General features: G+C 53.7%; 15 protein-coding genes and 1 other RNA gene. 10 read left to right on the top strand and 6 right to left on the bottom strand.

Going from position 1 to position 17,311, the window contains the following annotated elements; genetic code table 11:
- Positions 1–165 precede the first annotated feature (165 nt).
- From GO988_RS21390 to GO988_RS21410, 5 genes are all read left to right on the top strand, one after another.
- Positions 166–2,214 (top strand): BatA domain-containing protein, encoded by a 2,049-nt coding sequence (locus tag GO988_RS21390; RefSeq protein ID WP_232341647.1) that lies wholly within the window; start codon positions 166–168, stop codon positions 2,212–2,214.
- A gap of 58 nt (positions 2,215–2,272) precedes the next feature.
- Positions 2,273–2,833 (top strand): DUF4199 domain-containing protein, encoded by a 561-nt coding sequence (locus GO988_RS24815; RefSeq protein ID WP_157569483.1) that lies wholly within the window; start codon positions 2,273–2,275, stop codon positions 2,831–2,833.
- A 142-nt stretch (positions 2,834–2,975) separates the two neighbouring features.
- Complete coding sequence (locus GO988_RS21400) at positions 2,976–3,509, top strand: DUF4199 domain-containing protein (protein WP_157569485.1); 534 nt, start codon at positions 2,976–2,978, stop codon at positions 3,507–3,509.
- Positions 3,502–4,476: a glycosyltransferase family 2 protein gene (locus GO988_RS21405; protein ID WP_157569487.1), complete on the top strand. Its 975-nt coding sequence runs from the start codon at positions 3,502–3,504 to the stop codon at positions 4,474–4,476. The genes GO988_RS21400 and GO988_RS21405 overlap by 8 nt, the downstream gene beginning before the upstream one ends.
- The gene (locus tag GO988_RS21410) at positions 4,473–5,612 is read left to right on the top strand and encodes a glycosyltransferase (protein WP_157569489.1); all 1,140 of its coding nucleotides are present in this window, start codon (positions 4,473–4,475) and stop codon (positions 5,610–5,612) included. Before GO988_RS21405 ends, GO988_RS21410 begins: the two co-directional genes overlap by 4 nt.
- A 45-nt stretch (positions 5,613–5,657) precedes the next feature.
- Here the strand turns inward: GO988_RS21410 and GO988_RS21415 are convergent, their stop codons facing one another.
- Complete coding sequence (locus tag GO988_RS21415; RefSeq protein ID WP_157569491.1) at positions 5,658–6,770, bottom strand: glycosyltransferase family 9 protein; 1,113 nt, start codon at positions 6,768–6,770, stop codon at positions 5,658–5,660.
- A gap of 157 nt (positions 6,771–6,927) precedes the next feature.
- Positions 6,928–8,259: an adenylosuccinate lyase gene (purB, locus tag GO988_RS21420; protein ID WP_157569493.1), complete on the bottom strand. Its 1,332-nt coding sequence runs from the start codon at positions 8,257–8,259 to the stop codon at positions 6,928–6,930.
- Positions 8,260–8,444: 185 nt separating this feature from the next.
- On the opposite strand from purB, the gene GO988_RS21425 reads away from it, so the two are divergent.
- The 3 genes from GO988_RS21425 (at position 8,445) to GO988_RS21435 (ending at position 12,346) form a co-directional block, all read left to right on the top strand.
- Positions 8,445–10,610, top strand: a complete 2,166-nt coding sequence (locus GO988_RS21425) for a transglycosylase domain-containing protein (protein WP_157569495.1) — start codon at positions 8,445–8,447, stop codon at positions 10,608–10,610.
- Between the two features lie 78 nt (positions 10,611–10,688).
- Entirely contained in the window at positions 10,689–11,264 is a 576-nt protein-coding gene (locus tag GO988_RS21430) for a glutathione peroxidase (RefSeq protein WP_157569497.1), read from the top strand.
- A 164-nt stretch (positions 11,265–11,428) separates the two neighbouring features.
- Positions 11,429–12,346, top strand: coding sequence for a 1,4-dihydroxy-2-naphthoate polyprenyltransferase (locus GO988_RS21435; protein ID WP_157569499.1), 918 nt, complete (start codon positions 11,429–11,431; stop codon positions 12,344–12,346).
- Positions 12,347–12,436: 90 nt separating this feature from the next.
- On the opposite strand, the gene GO988_RS21440 is transcribed toward GO988_RS21435, so the two are convergent.
- Positions 12,437–14,449 carry a DNA polymerase III subunit gamma/tau gene (locus GO988_RS21440; RefSeq protein ID WP_157569501.1) on the bottom strand — a complete coding sequence of 671 codons (2,013 nt, stop codon included), beginning with the start codon at positions 14,447–14,449 and terminating at the stop codon, positions 12,437–12,439.
- A 187-nt stretch (positions 14,450–14,636) separates the two neighbouring features.
- Here GO988_RS21440 and ssrA point away from each other — a divergent pair.
- Positions 14,637–15,008: a transfer-messenger RNA gene (ssrA, locus tag GO988_RS21445) on the top strand.
- 251 nt (positions 15,009–15,259) lie between these two features.
- On the opposite strand, the gene GO988_RS21450 is transcribed toward ssrA, so the two are convergent.
- Entirely contained in the window at positions 15,260–15,523 is a 264-nt protein-coding gene (locus GO988_RS21450; RefSeq protein ID WP_157569503.1) for a hypothetical protein, read from the bottom strand.
- A gap of 69 nt (positions 15,524–15,592) precedes the next feature.
- Between GO988_RS21450 and GO988_RS21455 the strand changes: the two genes are divergently transcribed.
- The gene (locus GO988_RS21455; protein ID WP_157569505.1) at positions 15,593–15,835 is read left to right on the top strand and encodes a hypothetical protein; all 243 of its coding nucleotides are present in this window, start codon (positions 15,593–15,595) and stop codon (positions 15,833–15,835) included.
- A gap of 330 nt (positions 15,836–16,165) precedes the next feature.
- Here GO988_RS21455 and GO988_RS21460 read toward each other — a convergent pair whose 3' ends face one another.
- Together GO988_RS21460 and GO988_RS21465 are read right to left on the bottom strand one after the other, a co-directional pair.
- Positions 16,166–16,579: a hypothetical protein gene (locus GO988_RS21460; protein ID WP_157569507.1), complete on the bottom strand. Its 414-nt coding sequence runs from the start codon at positions 16,577–16,579 to the stop codon at positions 16,166–16,168.
- A 133-nt stretch (positions 16,580–16,712) separates the two neighbouring features.
- The gene (locus GO988_RS21465; protein WP_157569509.1) at positions 16,713–16,970 is read right to left on the bottom strand and encodes a hypothetical protein; all 258 of its coding nucleotides are present in this window, start codon (positions 16,968–16,970) and stop codon (positions 16,713–16,715) included.
- Between the last annotated feature and the right edge of the window lie 341 nt (positions 16,971–17,311).

Here is a 17,311-nt window from a genome sequence, read left to right on the forward strand (position 1 = left end):
TACCAGCGCTGTAAGAAGGGCTTTTGCTTTTTAACCCTATCCCACCACTGCCCCCGTTAATCCCTACGAATCGATATCAAGCGAAGGCATTCGGGGTTTAAGGAATAAATAGGGTATTTTTGCAGTTATGCTTATGGCTAGCTATTATGGCCAATTTGTTAGTATATGCAATTTCTGTATCCAGTTTTTTTGTGGGGGCTACTAGCAGTTGTGGTTCCTATAATCATTCACTTATTACAACTACGGCGGCCACAACGACTGCTGTTCACTAATACCAATTTTATTCGTGAAGTAGAATTGACAACTATCCAGCGGCGACGCATACAGGAACTATTAGTTCTTCTGCTAAGGATTTTTGGTATTACGTTTCTGGTTTTGGTCTTTGCACAACCGTTCATTCCCGCTCGTCGCCAAGCAAGAGGGGATAGGGCGGTGCAAGTTCTGCTTGATACCTCTCCTAGTATGCAGGCCAAAGGGGGAGGGCAGAGTTCTCTGTTGCAGGTAGCGATTACCCAGGCACAGGCGTTGGGTAAGGGTTTTAGTGCAGCCACTCATTTCCACTTAGTGGGCCAGATAGGAGGGGTAGTAACTCAGCCTGCTTATTTAAGCAAGGTTATTGAAATAGCTCAAGCGAATAATCGTACTACTTGGGATGGTACTGCGAGTAGACAGCAATTATTAAGTGAGAGTCAAGATAAAGTATATATATTTTCGGATTTTCAGAAAGGTACTAGCAGCGTTAATGTTCTACAATCTATTAGCCCTGATAAAGAAGTAGTTTTAGTACCTCAGATAGCCAAGGCAACTGCTAATATATATGTAGACAGTGTATGGCTCGATGATGCTTTCGTACGCATGCACACCAATATTGCCTTGCATATTCGGTTGCGTAATGGTGGAACACAGGTTGATGCCAATTGTCCTATTAAAGTCAGATTGGGTAAACAACAAGTAGCTGCTTTTAAAGTGACCATAGAACCAGGGCAGTCATACACTACTGTTGTGCAGGTACAGCTAGCTAGTGATAAGCAAATGTTAGGAGAAGTGCTGAGTGGAGATATTCCAGTGACTTTTGATAACAGCTTTTTCTTTGCCCTACGGCCAACACCAGCAATTCGGGTGCTTGAGATAGGCACTGAGCCGGTAGCACAACAGGCTTATAGTTCGGAATCACTATTTACCTATTCATTTGCCAAAGAACAGCAGGTAAATTATAACGATGTGCGCAAAGCAAACTTGGTGTTACTGCGAGAATTAACAGAGGTTAATACTGGTCTGCAGGCTGCATTAGTTGAGTTTGTGAAGCAAGGTGGCAGTATAGTCGTAATTCCATCGGGTGCAGCAGCTGAGCGAGGGTCAACTTCACAACTACTACGAGCGCTGGGCGTAGGGAATGTGCAGTGGGAAGTTAGCCCACCAGCCTTGCAAGAGGTAGCGATGCCGAGTGCAGGCAACCCTTTTTTTAAGGATGTATTTGGGGCGCAAGCCCGCCAGGTAGTAATGCCTCAAGTATCACCGGTAATACGGTTAGGGCGCGCAGGGACGGACATTCTGCGGCTGCGTGATGGCGATAGCTATTTAGCAGAATACAGTACTTTAGGAATGGGGCATACCTACGTGTTTACGGCTCCCTTTACCAAAGCCTACGGCGATTTTACTACGCAAGGGCTGTTTATACCGGTATTATATCGGCTTGCTATGCAGAGCTACCACGCTAATCAGCGTTTGGCTTATCGGTTGAACGAACCAGTGGTTTCTTTAGAAGTAGCAACTACTACTGAGGCAAACAGGCAAGAAAACGCCGCTTTTCGACTAATTCGAGACAGCTCGACCTTCGTGCCAACCCAGCGGTTGCGTGGGGCGAGCTTGCAGCTGGAAATTCCATCGGAGATGAATCAACCAGGTTTTTATAACCTTCAACTGCGTGGCAAAACGTTAACCACGCTGGCATTCAATATAGATAGGAGTGAATCGAATTTAATTACTTACTCAGCCGCTGAATTGCAACAGCAGATTGGGCCAAACCATCCTAATGTACACATTCTGAATGCTGATGACCAGGTGAATGCGCTGGCAAATTACCAGGCAGAGCAGAATGGACAAGCCCTCTGGCGCTACTGCTTGCTTGTAGTGCTAGGCTGTTTGTTACTAGAAGGGTTGGTTTTGCGATTTGGGCGGCCTAAAGTACTCGCTAAGCCAGTTGTAGCGGCTTAGCAGCGGCTCGTGAGGCCCGCTAGTAGCCGTATATTGCCGGCTAGTTACAAACTACGCTATGTTGCCTCCAAATAAACCGCTTACGGATTCAGTAAACACCTCTGGTTCGCAAGGGGGGGTAGGGCGGTTGGCACTGCGCTTTGGGGTAGGAGCAGGGGTAGCCTGCTCAATGTGGTTGTTATTTCTGCAATGGACTGGCAATAACCCATTTAGCCCTAAGCAAATAATGGGCTTATTACTAGTGCCACTAGCGGCAGCGGGCAGCCAATGGCTACTACGTAGCCAAGTAGCACCGGCACGGCCTGGGGTAGGGCGTTCGCTAGCTGTGGGAGGGCTTACTGTATTGATAGCCGCTCTGATAGCGGCGGGTAGTACTTGGGGTTTAGCACGTGGGCTGGGAGAGCCGGCTTTGGCGCGTAGCCGAGCTGAGATGATAGAGATAACGCGGGTACAGCAAAAGTTAAGGCCCAAAGAGAAACGCAATGCGGAGTTTGAGAAGCAGGAATTACAGCAAGCGGCGGCTTTGTCGGTTAATGATTTAGCACGAGGTACTTTCACTTGGGTGGTGCTACTAGGTATGCTAGTGGCGGTGCCTAGTGGACTGTTTCTGCGCAAATAAATGTTTTATTATGACCATCAACGCGTTGATTAACAAGAATATGCAGGGTATATTTTTGTGCAGAAATGCACGCTAATGCTTTACTTCCTTGATAGACTGTATTTTTCCGCAATAGAACCACTCAACTCTTTCATCTGCGAAAATGACTACCGAAAACACCTCTTCTCTAGTAACCCCTAGCGCAATAGGAATGCGTTATGGCCTGCTTACAGGTTTGGTTAGCATTATTGTCTCGTTCGCTATTTACGCTTTGCAGCTAGACCAGAATTCGGCTGCCAAGTTTCTAACAACGGTGGTACTGGTTGTAGGCATTATTCTGGCGCAACGCAATTACAAGCAGTTAAACGCAGGGTTCATGAGCTATGGCGATGGGATGACAATTGGAGCATTGCTTTCGCTGGTAGTGGGCGTGCTTAGCGCGTTGTTCACGTATGTGTATACCCATTTTATAGACGCGGATGTGATGACACGGGCCATGGAAAAGGCGCGCACTGATATGGAAGCACGGGGCAATATGTCGGATGCTCAAATAGACCAAGCTATGGCCATATCAGCCAAGTTTACCAGTGGCCCTATCTTATTAATAATTGTCTTGCTGGGCTCATTAATCTTCGGAGTAATTATCAGTCTGATAACCTCCGCAATTATTAAAAACCCTAAACCTGAGTTTGAATAAGTCAACTGCTTTTCCGGTAGAGCTATCCATTGTGATTCCCTTGCTGAACGAGGCAGAATCACTGCCCGAACTAACGCGCTGGATAGCGCGGGTGCTGACAGCACGAGGGCTATCATACGAGGTTATTCTGATTGATGACGGTTCAACCGACGACTCATGGACGGTAATTGAAGCACTTGCAGGCAGCGATATGGCCCTGCGAGGCATTCGGTTTAACCGAAATTATGGCAAGTCGGCGGCGCTGAATGTGGGCTTTAATGCGGCAGTAGGACGGGTAGTGTGTACCATGGACGCTGACTTGCAAGATTCGCCCGAGGAGTTGCCCGAACTCTACCGGATGATAACGGAGGACCATTACGACTTGGTTAGCGGTTGGAAGCAGAAGCGCTTTGACCCCCTGTCGAAGACCATTCCCACCAAGCTATTTAATGGGGCTACGCGCTGGATTTCGGGCATTCAGCTGCACGATTTCAATTGCGGGTTGAAAGCCTACGACCAGCGCGTGGTGAAGGCAATAGAGGTGTACGGCGAGATGCACCGCTACATTCCGGTGATAGCGAAGTGGAACGGCTTTCGGAAGATAGGCGAGAAAGTGGTGCAGCACCAGGAGCGCAAATACGGGGTGACCAAATTCGGTTTGGAGCGCTTTGTATACGGGTTTCTGGATTTAGCCAGCATCACATTTGTGAGCCGGTTTCGGCGCCGGCCGATGCACTTTTTTGGTACTCTGGGTTCACTATCGTTCTTAGTAGGCATGCTACTGACTTTGTGGCTGACGAGCGAGAAAGTGTATCTATCGCTCCACAACCTGCGGGCCCGCAACGTGACCGACCAGCCGTTGTTTTTCTTTTCGCTGGTGGCCGTCATTATTGGTGTGCAGTTATTTTTAGCCGGTTTTCTGGCCGAAATGGTGCAGCTAAATGGGCCGCGCCGCAATGATTACCTCGTGCGAGAAACCATCCGATGAAAGTGGTAATTGTGGGGCCAGCCTACCCCCTGCGGGGCGGGCTAGCTACGTATAATGAGCGTTTGGCGCGGGCTTTTCGGGCGGCAGGCGACGACGTGCGCCTCGTCACGTTTTCATTACAGTACCCTAGTTTTCTATTTCCGGGGCAAACGCAGTTTAGCACCGAGCCAGGACCAGCCGATTTATCTATCGAGGTCAGTATCAATTCGGTGAACCCACTGACGTGGCTGGCGGTAGGCCGACGCCTGCGCCGCGAGCGGCCCGACTTGTTGGTATTTCGCTTCTGGCTGCCGTTTATGGGGCCAGCGCTGGGTACTATTGCGCGGCTAGTGCGCGGCAATGGGCACACGCGCGTGGTAGCCATCACCGACAACGTGGTGCCGCACGAAAAACGGCCTGGTGACGGTCCGCTTACGCGCTATTTTTTAAGTGCCTGCGATGGCTTCGTGACCATGAGCCGCAGTGTGCTCGCCGATTTGCAGCGGCTGGGTTTTGGGCGGCAGCCGGCACTCTACCGGCCACACCCGCTGTACGATAATTTTGGACCCGTTAAGCCCCGGGCAACGGCGCTGGCGGCATTGGGCCTACCCCCTCATTTTCACTATTTGCTCTTTTTTGGTTTTATCCGAGCCTATAAAGGGCTCGATATTATGCTGGAGGCGCTAGCTGATGCACGTTTGGCTGCGCTACCCATCAAGCTAATTGTAGCTGGTGAGTTTTATGAAGATGCTGCGCCATACGAGGTCATCATCCAAAAATACCAGCTAGAGGGTAAGCTAGTGCGAGCTACCGACTTTATTCCGAACGAGCGGGTAGCTGATTATTTCTGCGCGGCCGATATAGTGATGCAGCCCTACAAAAATGCTACGCAGAGTGGGGTATCGCAGGTAGCATATCACTTCGAGCGGCCCATGCTGGTAACTGATGTGGGGGGGCTGGCTGAGCTAATACCAGACGGCGTGGTGGGCTACGTAGTGCCGCCTACCCCTCTTGCTATCGCCGATGCGCTGGTCGATTTTTACGCGCACCCCGCTAAACAGGCGCTCTTTGAAGCAGGTACGCGGCAGGTGAAGCAGCAGTTTTCGTGGGAAGTGATGGTAGCGGCCCTAAAGGAAGTGGCGGGGCTGAAGAATTAGTTATCCCTACCCCCCTTAGCAAAGCGGAGGGGGATAGGCGTGCGTTTAGCCGGCAAAGGGCACGCTTTCAACAACTGCCCCGAATACTTTTTCGGCCGGTAGGTCTTCCATGCAGCTGGTGCCGAGGCGGCAGCTGCCACGGTAAAAGCATACGCACTGCTTGTTGGGTCCCACTAGTTGGCCGCGGCCGTAAAGGTCAAATTCGTGCGGGTTAAAAATATTGTTCATCAGAATGGTAGGCTTACGCAGGGCAATGCTGATGTGCATACCCATCGTAACCTGCGTTACGATGCCCGCCATCTGGTTCATGAGATTGATGAACTGGGGTAGGGGAAAGATGCCCAGGTAGGCCGCGCCGGTGGCGGCTTGCAACTCGAGGTTGCGGGGATGCTCGGCTTCGCCACCCAGCAGCACGGGCGCGTAGCCAGCCGCTTGCAACTGGGCAATGAGGGCAATCCATTTTTCGGTGCTCCAAAGGCGGGTGGTCCAGCGGTCGCCGCAGCCGGTATTGAGGCCAATGCGCGGGCCGGCCATGGCAGGGGGTAGGGCCCGCCAATCGTAGCCTTTATCGTCGTGGGTGTCAAACACGTACTCTTCGCCCCGGAAATCAAACCCACATAGCTCAAAAATCTCCTGCACGTAGGGCTTGGTGTTGCCGATGCTCAGCTGGTCGAAAACGCCGGTGAGGTACTTGTGGTCGGCTAAGTCGTTGAGGGGCCAGGCCACGCCGTCGTAAGGACGTAGGGTGTAACCAAACTTGCGCTCGGCCTGCACCTTGAGCAGCAGGGCGCAAGCTTCTTTCTCCTTGTCTAGATTGATGGCAACGTCGAAGTGCCGGGCTTGAAGTTGGAGCGAACTAGCGTAGTCAAATTTCAAAATCTCCTCTACTTCCTGCTGCGGCAGAATAGCCGGCGTGAGCGTAAGCCACGTGATGTAGCAGCCGGGGTACTCTTGGCGCAAGCGACGCAGCAGCGGCGTAGTGCGGATGACATCACCAATGGCTCCTAGCTTAATAAGCAGTATGCGTTTAGTAACAGGCTCATACACTGGGCAGTCGCCGCACATATAACCGTGTTCCTTGTTAGGCCGGCAGGGCAGGTCGCCGCGAAAAAAACGGCAGTCGGGGCGAACGGGGATATCGTGAAGGAGCTGAGACACGCAAAAAGCAAAGAGACGAAGCGCAAAAATAGCTAGCCCCGGCCATCGCCCCCGTTCCAGGGAGAAAGTAGCCGAGACTAAATGCGTAAGCGGCAGCCGCCGTTAGCAGAGCTAAAGGCCGCCGAAGAAATTAAAAGAGCTCGCAACCTTGCGCCCGCTACTGGCCTACATAGGTAGCGGGCGTAAGGCTTCGTAGCTCCGCCTTCACGGCTTCAGGTACGTCGAGTTCATCGACGAAGCCAGCGATGGTAGCTGCCGAAATGGCCTCACCGGTACGCGTGAGCTGCTTAAGCGCATTGTAGGGGTCGGGGTAGCTTTCGCGCCGCAAAATGGTTTGGATGGCCTCGGCCAATACCGCCCAGTTGGCCTCCAGGTCGCGTTGCAGGGCGCTTTCGTCCAGGGCAAGTTTGCCCAGGCCGCGCCCAATAGAATTGAGCGCAATGAGGATATGGCCCAGCGGTACGCCCAAGTTGCGCAGCACTGTCGAGTCGGTGAGGTCGCGCTGGAGCCGCGAAATGGGTAGCTTGGCCGCAAAGTGTTCGAGCAGGGCTGATGCCACGCCCAGGTTGCCTTCGGCGTTCTCAAAATCGATGGGGTTCACCTTGTGCGGCATGGCCGACGACCCCACTTCGCCCGCTTTTAGGGTCTGTTTGAAATACCCCATCGAAATGTATTGCCACATATCGCGGCACATGTCGATTAATATGGTATTCAGTCGCTTAAGACCGTCGCAGAAAGCCGCCAGGTTATCGTAGGGCTCAATTTGGGTGGTAGGAAAAGTGCGCTGGAGGCCCAAGGTTTCGTTGACAAACTGCGTGGCGAAGGCATGCCAGTCGGTGAGGGGGTAGGCGGCAAAATGCGCATTGAACCCCCCGGTGGCCCCGCCAAATTTAGCCGCGTAGGGTACTTGGCGCAGCAGCGCAAACTGCCCCTCGAGCCGCGCCCCAAATACTGCTAGCTCCTTGCCTAGGCGGGTGGGCGAGGCGGGCTGGCCGTGGGTACGGGCTAGCATAGGCACCTGCGCCCAGCCCGCCGCTTGCTGCGCCAACTGCTGCTGCACTCGCTCAAACTGCGGCAGCAGCACCTCCGCCATTGCTTCCTGTAGGCTGAGCGGAATGGCCGTATTATTAATGTCTTGCGAAGTCAGGCCGAAGTGAATAAACTCGACAAATGCCTCTAGGTTAAGTTGCTTAAAGGCATCGCGTAGGTAGTATTCCACGGCTTTGACGTCGTGGTTAGTTACGGCTTCGTGGGCCTTGATGGCCTGCGCCTCGGGCTCACCAAACTGCTCGTATAGGGCACGCAACGCGGGAAACACAGCGGCAGGCACTGCGGCAAGCTGGGGTAGGGGCAGCTGGCAAAGCGCAATGAAATACTCTACTTCGACCCGCACCCGGTAGCGCATCAGGGCCAGTTCCGAAAAGTAGGGGCCGAGGGGAGCAGTTTGGCGCTGGTAGCGGCCATCGAGCGGCGAAAGGGCAGTGAGCATAATGGGGGTAGCGGATTTCTCCGGCGAGCTAGGTTCGGGCAGCAAAACTAGCGGGCAATGGGGTGCGCAGGCGCTGCTGCTGGCTGGTAATTACTGCTACCCATTGCTAAAGCCCTAGCAAAAACCCGCCGCGCGAAATCAGAAAGCAGAAATCAGAAACCGCCAACCCGGCTAACTTTGCGGATATGCGCGTATCAGCTCTTGCGAAAAAACGAATTATTTATTCACTGGCCGGCTTGCTGGCGCTTTTGCTGCTAGCGCTCGGCGTGTTTTTATGGAAGCGCCAACAGCTGCTGATGTACGCGCTAGGCGAAGTGAAAACCCGCGTCGAGCGCAAGTACCCGGTTACCCTCACGCTAGGCCCAGCGCGCTTTACGGGGCTGAGCACCGTGGAGATAGCTGGTATGAGCCTAGTACCGACGGAAGCCGCAGGTGCTTCGGCCGCCGGCGATACGCTGCTGACGGCCCGCCGCCTACTGGCTGGCCTAAGCGTGCGCTCGCTATTCGCAGGGCGGCCGGTATTTAGCGAGCTACAAATAGACCGGGCGCACCTGACTGCGCACAAAGCCACCAATGGGAGCAATAATTTCTCTTTTCTGCTGAAGCGCAAAGGTCCCGCGCCAGTAGCCCGTGACACTACGCGCGGCGCCAATTACGGCCTATTGCTTAACCAAATACTCGATGCCGGTTTCGGTAGCGTACCCGGCGAAGCCGACTTTCGGCAATTTGTGGTGAGCTACGACAGCCCACACCACCGGGTGCAGCTGGCCATGCCGCAGCTTACGATTAAAGATGGGGAAGTGCGCGGCCAACTCACGGCCAACGTCGATTCGGTAGTGAATGAGCTAGGGGTAAGTGGTACCATCGCCCCCAGCGATTATGCCATGAACCTCAAGCTGTTTGGCGTGAAGACTTCCGTGCAGGTGCCTTACGTGGCACAGCGCTTTGGGGCGTTGGTTTCGTTCGATACCATTCGGGTGCAGTTGACGGATAAGGAGTTTACCAGCGATGCCCAAACCGGCGGCGAGCTGGTGGTGCGCGGCACGGTAGCGGCCAGCAATTTTAGCTTTTTTCATAAGCGGTTAGCTTCGGAGGATATCGTAATTCACCACGGCGAGCTCGATTTTGTGGCTAAGCTGGGGCGTGGCACGCTGGCGCTCGACGAAGGCACGCGAGCCGTGCTCAACCAGCTCGTATTTCATCCCGAAGTAGCCGTGCGCCTCAAGCCCCGGCTTGCCATCAACCTCAAAATTGATTCGGACACGACGCCCACAAATGCCTTCTTTAACTCGCTGCCCGAGGGCATGTTCGATGTCGTGGCAGGCACGGCGGGCACGGGCACCCTTACCTACCACCTCAACGCCGACGTGAACCTGGCGCAGGTAGACAGCTTGCACCTCAAGTCGTCGCTGACGCCCAGCAAAGATTTCAGCATCACGCACTTCGGCGCCGAAGACCTGAGTATGCTGGAGCGCGATTTTCCTTTCACGGCCTACAATGACAAAGGCGATTCGCTGCGCACATTTAAGGTAGGGCCGAGCAATCCCGACTTCACGTCCTTCGCCGACGTGTCGCACTACATGCCGGCCGTTATTCAAACCACCGAGGACCCGCAGTTTTTTCGGCACCATGGCTTCATGGAAAAGGCGTTTGTGAACGCAGCCATCGAGGATATTAAGGAGAAGCGCTTTGCCCGTGGGGGTAGCACGCTCAGCATGCAGTTGGTGAAAAACGTATTTTTGAACCGCCAAAAAACGGTGGGCCGCAAAGCAGAGGAAATGCTCATTGTGTGGCTCATTGAAAACTGGCTGGTGCAACGGGCTCACACGCTTACCAAGGAGCGTATGTTCGAGATTTACCTCAACATTGTAGAATGGGGCCCTACCAAGTATAAGTGGCCCAGCGGCAAACGCGGCGTGTACGGCATCAAAGAAGCGGCGCTGTTTTACTACGGCAAGCGCCCTAGCGAGCTCAACCTGGACGAGTGCATTTACCTAGCCAGCATCATTCCCAAGCCGAAATACTACCGCCAGTCCTTCAATAGCTACGGCGGGCTGCGCGCCACCACGCGCTGGTACTTCAAGTTTATTGCCGATATCATGGAGAATAAAGGCCTGATTTCGAACGGCGAGCGCGGCAACCTGAGCTATTCTGTAAACCTCAACGGGCCCGCTCGTACGTACATCGTGACTGCCCGCGACACTACCCGCACCGTGCAGCCCGGCGACACGGCACAGTTTACGCCCCTCAACCTCATCGACCTGCTTAATACCGGCGCCAAACCCGCGGAGCCAGCCCCCGATGCTAGTGCCGCGCCCCCGGCCCCTACCCCCCCCGGCACTCGCCCGTAGGGGGAGGCAGCGCTAGTTGAACTTCTTTTCGGCCCGGTGGTTATCAGCGACTACCAGCCTCCTAAACTTCTGTTTGTCATGAAATTTACTGCCCTTGCCTTAGCTGCGGCCACCACGCTCAGCTTGGCCTTCATCAACCATCAGCCTACCCTTATGCACCCCACCGAAACAGTGGCCGCGCCCGGTACCGTTTACGATTTCACCGTCAAAACCATTGACGGGAAAGAAGTGAAGTTGAGTAAGTACAAGGGCAAGAAAATCCTCATTGTCAATACGGCGTCTAAGTGCGGTTTCACGCCGCAGTATAAGGAGCTTGAGGAGTTATCAAAAAAATACGGTAAGAAGGTGACCGTCTTGGGTTTCCCTTCCAACAGCTTCAACCAAGAGCTAGCGTCTGACGAAGAAGTTTCGTCTTTTTGCGAGAAGAACTACGGCGTGACGTTCCCGCTGTTTTCGACGGTGCCTGTGAAGGGCGACGACGCTGCCCCCCTCTATAAGTTCTTGGCCGACAAGGATAAGAATGGGGCCGTAAGCGACGCCCCAACCTGGAATTTCTGTAAATACCTGGTTGATGAAAAGGGCCACGTAGTGAAGTTCTACCCCTCCAAAGTGAAGCCTTTGAGTGAAGAGCTGGTGGCTGATATTTCGAAGTAAGCCGTTTTAAAAATATAGAACGTCATGCTGCGCTTGCCGAAGCATCTCTACTACGCTGCATAGATTAGTAATTCTAGTGGTGTGGTAAAGAGGCTTCGGCAAGCGCAGCATGACGTTCTGCATTAGCGAATAGTGGTACTAGTCTTTATAATAATACCCAAAACATGTCTCCCTGGATTTCTGCTTTCCGTCCTCGCACCCTGCCGCTGGCCTTGGCCAGCATTCTGACGGGCGGCTTTCTGGCGAAAGCTACTGGGCACTTCAATGGCCCTGTGGTAGCGCTGGCAGCTTTTACCACCATTCTGCTGCAGATACTTAGCAACCTGGCCAACGACTACGGCGATTCGCAAAACGGCGCCGATAGTGTGCACCGCCAGGGCCCGGAGCGGGCCGTGCAGAGCGGGGCTATCACACCGGCCGAAATGAAGCGCGCCATGTGGGGCTTTGGGGCAGCAGCGCTGGGAAGTGGCATTGCGCTGCTGCTAGTGGCGCTGGGTGTGGCGAGCACGTGGGTGCTGTTGGCTTTTTTTGTGCTAGGATTGGGCGCCATTTGGGCTGCCATTAATTACACAGCGGGCGCACGGCCCTACGGCTACGCCGGGCTGGGCGACGTGTCAGTGTTTCTGTTTTTTGGGCTAGTAGGCGTGTGCGGCACCTACTTTTTACAAGCGTATTCGCAAGAGCATGAGTTAGCGCGCTCGCTACCGCTGGCGGTATTATTGCCCGCTGCTAGCCTGGGCTGTTTCTCAGCAGCTGTGCTGAATGTCAATAATATCCGGGACATAATTTCGGACAAGCTAGCCGGTAAAATCACGGTGCCGGTGCGGCTCGGGCCGCGCCATGCCCGCCGCTACCATTGGTTGCTGCTGCTACTGGGGGTAGGGAGTGCGGTGCTCTACGTGGCGCTCACGTACCATTCGCCCTGGCAGTGGCTATTCGTGCTGAGCCTTCCTTTATTTGCCTTCAACGGCTACCAGGTTTGGGTGCGGCAAGAGTCGATGCGCCTCGACCCACTGTTAAAGCAAATGGCCTTGAGTACGCTAGTATTCACGGTGTTGTTTGGGCTGGGACAAGTATTATAAAACCGGTCTAAAAGAAGGGGGGGTAGGGCCGTAGGTCGTTCGCTGAGTTTGAGCGACCTCCAGCTCTACCCCCCTTCTTTTAGACCGATCTTAAAAGTCGGCATCCAAGCCCAAACGCTGTTTCATTTCTTGCAGGGCCGGGTATTTTTCAGCTAGATAGGCAAACTTGTCGTTCGACGTATACAGCTTGCGGCCCGTGGGCGCGGCCGTGGCCACTTCCGTTTGCACCGTAAGGCCGGGGTGGCCGGTGCGCCGCCGTAGCTCAGCCATAAACTCAGCTCGAAACTCATTGAACTGCACCACCTGCACCGGATTATCCACCGTGAGGGTGATGATGTGGCCTGCATCGGCCGAAACGGTGCGGTTGAGCACCATATAGTCGCTCATCTTCTCCTGAGCGCGGCGCTCATCGGCTAGCTGCTGCCAAATTTTTTGCAACAGTTCGGGCGCAATGGGGGGTAGGGGCCCGGTAGATGCCGCCACAGGCTCGGCTACGGCTGCAACGGGTCGGGCCGCCGTAGCTGTGGGCGTACCTAAGTCGCGTAGGCCAGGCAGGCGATTGGCTAAGCTAGGCAGTTTAGGCAGGGTAGGGGCTGCTACACTTGGCTGGGGAGCGGGCGGGCTGGGCCGCACATCAGTGGGCCGATGGTTGGGCTCCAGGCCCTGCATGCTGGGCCGGCCAGTTTCGATATGAGGCAGCGTATCGAGCACTTGGTGGCGCGTTGTAACGGGCGGCGCTTCGGCGTCCTCAATGCTTGGGGTAGCGTGTAGCTCCGCTACCCCGTTCTCGACGGGTAGCGGGTCGGGGCCATCGGCAGGCGCGGGCGCATGCACCAGCGGCGTAGTGGCTGCTGCGGGCGCTGTGGTGGAGGTAGGCGTCACCGGAGCGGGGCTTTCGGCTAAGCTGCTAGTTTTTTTTTTAGCCTCGCCGTTGTCTAGGGCTGGTTTTGGGCTGGCAGGCGCCGGGCGAGAGTGGGCATCGGGGTTAAGGTCGCGCACAAACTGCACAGCCTCATTTAAATACGCCAGCTTCATAAGGGCTAGCTCCACGTGCAAGCGCTGGTTTTTAGCCTGTTTAAAATCGCGGTCGCACTGGCTTACCAAGTTCAGAGCCGAGAGCAAGAAGGGCAGCGGCGCAGCCTGCGCCTGCCGCACGTACTGCTGCCGAATGTTGTCAGAGACTTCTAGCAGCTGCACCGTCACGGGGTCTTTGCACACCAGCAGGCCGCGTAAATGCTCGGCAGTGCCTACCACAAAATTATGTAAGTCAAACCCTTGCTGCATCACGGAGTCGAGCAGCAACAGCGCCGCCGACAGATTTTCGCGCAACAGGGCATCTACTAGCCGGAAATAATAATCGTAGTCGAGGATGTGCAGGTTTTGCACTACCTCCTTATAGGTCAAATTGTTGCCAGCAAATGTCACCTGCTGGTCAAACATCGAAAGCGCGTCGCGCAGGCCGCCATCGGCTTTTTGGGCTAGCAGGTGCAGGGCATCATCGTCGGCCGTTATGTGCTCGCTAGTAGCTACGTAGCGCAGATGCTCCTTGATATCGTCAACTCGAATGCGGTTGAAGTCAAAAATCTGACAGCGCGACAAGATGGTAGGAATAATCTTGTGACGCTCGGTAGTAGCCAGAATAAAAATGGCGTAGCTCGGCGGCTCTTCTAGCGTCTTCAAAAAAGCGTTGAAGGCCGCATTTGAGAGCATGTGCACCTCGTCAATAATATAAATTTTGTAGCGCCCCTGTTGCGGTGCGTAGCGCACCTGCTCCACTAGCGAGCGAATATCCTCGACCGAATTATTCGAGGCAGCATCCAACTCGTGCACGTTAAAAGAGGCATTTTCCTGGAAGGCCACGCACGAGGTGCATACGCCGCAGGCCTCAGCCTCAGCCGTAAGGTTGGTGCAGTTAATCGTCTTGGCCAAAATGCGGGCGCAAGTAGTCTTGCCTACCCCCCGGGGCCCGCAAAACAGGAAGGCCTGCGCTAAATGCTGGCTCTGAATGGCGTTTTGCAGGGTGGTCGTGACGTGCTGCTGCCCCACCACGCTTCTGAACGTGGCCGGACGATACTTTCGGGCCGAAACAACAAAATTTTCCATAGTCGATACGCTAGCAAAGATACCCAAGCCCCGCGGTAGGGTAAGCCTCGGCCCGCCAAGAATGGGGAGCCGCAACGGACTAATGCCTGCTGGACAAGAACAAAAACTAGCCCCAAAACATTTAGTGGCTACCTAACGTATCTTTGTGCCTCGCCTCTTCGGAGGCGGACCTCGTTCTTTCTAAATTGGGGCTGACCGGAATTGACAGCTTGCGCAAGTCGCGGGTAAGCGTGCCGGGAGTTGATGGAAGCTCTCCCGCCAAAAAATCTATCAAACAACAACTGGCGACTATTCGTACGCCATGGCTGCCTAGTTCAGAACTAAGCACTGCCATCGTTCCGCTCGGGTAAGTTTTTACACCTGGGAGTTCGGAGCGTCGTAAGTAGAAACTAGCCTTCGAAGAGCTGTGATTTGGAGGCGAAACCCAACTGCAGCTAAGAGAATTTCAAGGGCCTGATGTGCGCCTGGAATTCTTCGAAAATCCAAGCATAGATACGCACGTAGAAAGCACGTTGTCTTCCTTGTCTGGACCAGGGTTCGAATCCCTGCAGCTCCACTGAAATCCCTCTCTGCGCATAGTGGAGGGGGATTTTTTGTTTTGCACCCGATTTTGCACCCACATAAGAGCTTTCTATGGTCGACGACCAAGAAAAATCAAGCGCCGCATCTTCGGCGGCCCGGGCAACATCAACTATACTAGCGGTAGGCAGTGTTGCTTGTCCTGATTGCATTAGCATCTATAAAGAACGGGTTACGGAATAAAAGGCAAAAAAGCATCAGTCCAGCATCAGTCCAGCAGCCGGGGCTCTTTCATGTCCACCCCTCCGGCAACTGCACCCCCTGCCCATAATCCTCTAGTGGCCCATTGCTGCTGAAGCTATGCACCACGACGAAGCAGTCATGCTCCTCGTCAATACCCACCTCGGCAAAGAAGCCGCGACCGCCGTCTGGTAAGTAATAGAGGTTGACACCGCCGAATCCTTCCACCCAGCGTTGAGCTAAGAACGTGCCCTCCTTCAGCACTACCCCTAATTGGCCCTTAAAGGAAAGTAGGTTGAAGTTATCCAGGGTCATAGCCACAAAATAAGGTGCTGGCTTGCGTTCAGGTTTAGCCAATAGTAGAAGCTTCACTCCTTTCTACTATTGGCTAAACCTGAACGCAAGCCCGACCCCAACTTTGAGCCTGACTACGATGTGGCTGATATAGACTATGATGACACCGTACAGGCCAGCCATGACGAGGTGAGCGACCCAGTTGCTGAAGCTGGCGGCTCCGAAGCCAGCGCTAAAAAAAGCCCCAGCCTAATCGCCTGGGGCTTTTTCGGAAGCGAGTGGCCACCACTCTTTAAACTGCTCAGTGCTTACAATAAGTGGCGTCTGCGCTAAGCGGTCAATTGCCACCTGCCAATCATTTAAAACAGTGAAGCGCAGCAGATAACAATGGCCATACTGGAATCCCCCAAACCCATTAGAACCCTTAAAAATGCAAAGCTGAGTTTTAAAATTTGGAGGGCCTTGCGAGAAATTAGCCATATATGACCTCATAAGCAGCTTTTTCCTGATCCAATTCTCAATTAATCATACTTATCCCAAAATTAATGCAAATTCAGTTATAAAAAAAAGCCTCGACCTTACTGGCCGGGGCTTTTAGGATGATTCTGGTTTCTTTCTCGGCTTTGCCAGCGGCCGGCGAAAGCCAATATAGCTCGTGTAGTACTAGGAGGCGAGGTGCCACTGCTTGAGCCAATCCTGCGCGTCTTCCAGGTTTTGAAATATCTGCAATTCGAAGGGCACAGAATCTGGCAGCCGGGTAGGAATGATATCCGAATGCCGGTCAGCTTGCAGCACGTGGGCTACGCAGCGTAGCCCCAGGCGGCTGGCTTGGGGTACCCAGACTTCCGCCAGCCAATCGAGGCTATCAAACCAAGGTCCCCGCAGTTGAGAGTTGTCGTTAAGGAGCAAGGAGCACGGCGTACGAGCTGCGTGCAGTAAGTACGCCTCCGCCCCTCGCATCGCCTCAACGGGGTCCACGTATCCTCGCCAAGTAGCCCGTAACCAGTGATTTTCTTCCTCGTAGCTCAGGGCACACGTACTGTGGTCCCGCGGGTCCGTATTAATATTTAGCAGCATGAGGAGTAAAAAATGCCATAACAGTAATGCCTACCTGCCTAATAGGGTAGGTCAACAAAGTACGCACTATTTATTAACATTGTCCTAAAAAAGCAACTAGTATTCACGCTTATAACAGCGTAACGCCAATGCTTTAGACTAAGCAGCTAGCCCGATAGCGGGCAGCTTCTTGGTAGGTGAATTGCGCCAGCAGGGTAGCAGCCTCGCTAGCACTGCTCACCAGCTTTTCCGAGAATACGAGGCCAAAGTGATGCGTCGTGCCCTGATAAGAGGGCGGAAAGGAGGATACGAAGAGTACTACAGGGTGGGGTAACTTGGATTGCGGATGCAGTCCCATGGTATAAACGGCTCCTACCTCACCATCCGTAAAGCGAAAGCGCTTTGCAGGCATATTCGGAAAGGAGGAAGTGAGAACCCGGGTAAGGAAATCAGTACGCGAGGAATCGACGGTTCCCATGCTAAACTACGAGGGTCATTTATAAAGGCAAAGGTCGCACGTCTTTGGCTACCTAACCTATCAATCTCTACGCTATTGCGAGGGGGCAATATGAACTTCACTTAACAATAGCCAGATTTTTTAACTGAAATCACAAAAAAGACCTGAAAAATCGTTAATTTGTTAAGATAAGATATTTTAGAAAAAGTACTAAAAGGCCCTGGTTATAAGGCCAGGACTTTGGGATAATAGTAGCTAAAGAAGCAGGCAAGCTGTTTTATAATTCAACTCAATTA

Source organism: Hymenobacter ginkgonis, assembly GCF_009755225.1.
Taxonomy (GTDB): Bacteria; Bacteroidota; Bacteroidia; order Cytophagales; family Hymenobacteraceae; genus Hymenobacter; species Hymenobacter ginkgonis.

Coding starts and splice junctions, on each gene's coding strand:
- GO988_RS21460 (WP_157569507.1), bottom strand. CDS start 16,579: ATGCTGCTAAATATTAATACGGACCCGCGGGACCACAGTACGTGTGCC.
- GO988_RS21390 (WP_232341647.1), top strand. CDS start 166: ATGCAATTTCTGTATCCAGTTTTTTTGTGGGGGCTACTAGCAGTTGTG.
- GO988_RS21465 (WP_157569509.1), bottom strand. CDS start 16,970: ATGCCTGCAAAGCGCTTTCGCTTTACGGATGGTGAGGTAGGAGCCGTT.
- GO988_RS21450 (WP_157569503.1), bottom strand. CDS start 15,523: ATGACCCTGGATAACTTCAACCTACTTTCCTTTAAGGGCCAATTAGGG.
- GO988_RS21440 (WP_157569501.1), bottom strand. CDS start 14,449: ATGGAAAATTTTGTTGTTTCGGCCCGAAAGTATCGTCCGGCCACGTTC.
- GO988_RS21410 (WP_157569489.1), top strand. CDS start 4,473: ATGAAAGTGGTAATTGTGGGGCCAGCCTACCCCCTGCGGGGCGGGCTA.
- GO988_RS21400 (WP_157569485.1), top strand. CDS start 2,976: ATGACTACCGAAAACACCTCTTCTCTAGTAACCCCTAGCGCAATAGGA.
- GO988_RS21430 (WP_157569497.1), top strand. CDS start 10,689: ATGAAATTTACTGCCCTTGCCTTAGCTGCGGCCACCACGCTCAGCTTG.
- GO988_RS21425 (WP_157569495.1), top strand. CDS start 8,445: ATGCGCGTATCAGCTCTTGCGAAAAAACGAATTATTTATTCACTGGCC.
- GO988_RS24815 (WP_157569483.1), top strand. CDS start 2,273: ATGTTGCCTCCAAATAAACCGCTTACGGATTCAGTAAACACCTCTGGT.
- GO988_RS21435 (WP_157569499.1), top strand. CDS start 11,429: ATGTCTCCCTGGATTTCTGCTTTCCGTCCTCGCACCCTGCCGCTGGCC.
- purB (WP_157569493.1), bottom strand. CDS start 8,259: ATGCTCACTGCCCTTTCGCCGCTCGATGGCCGCTACCAGCGCCAAACT.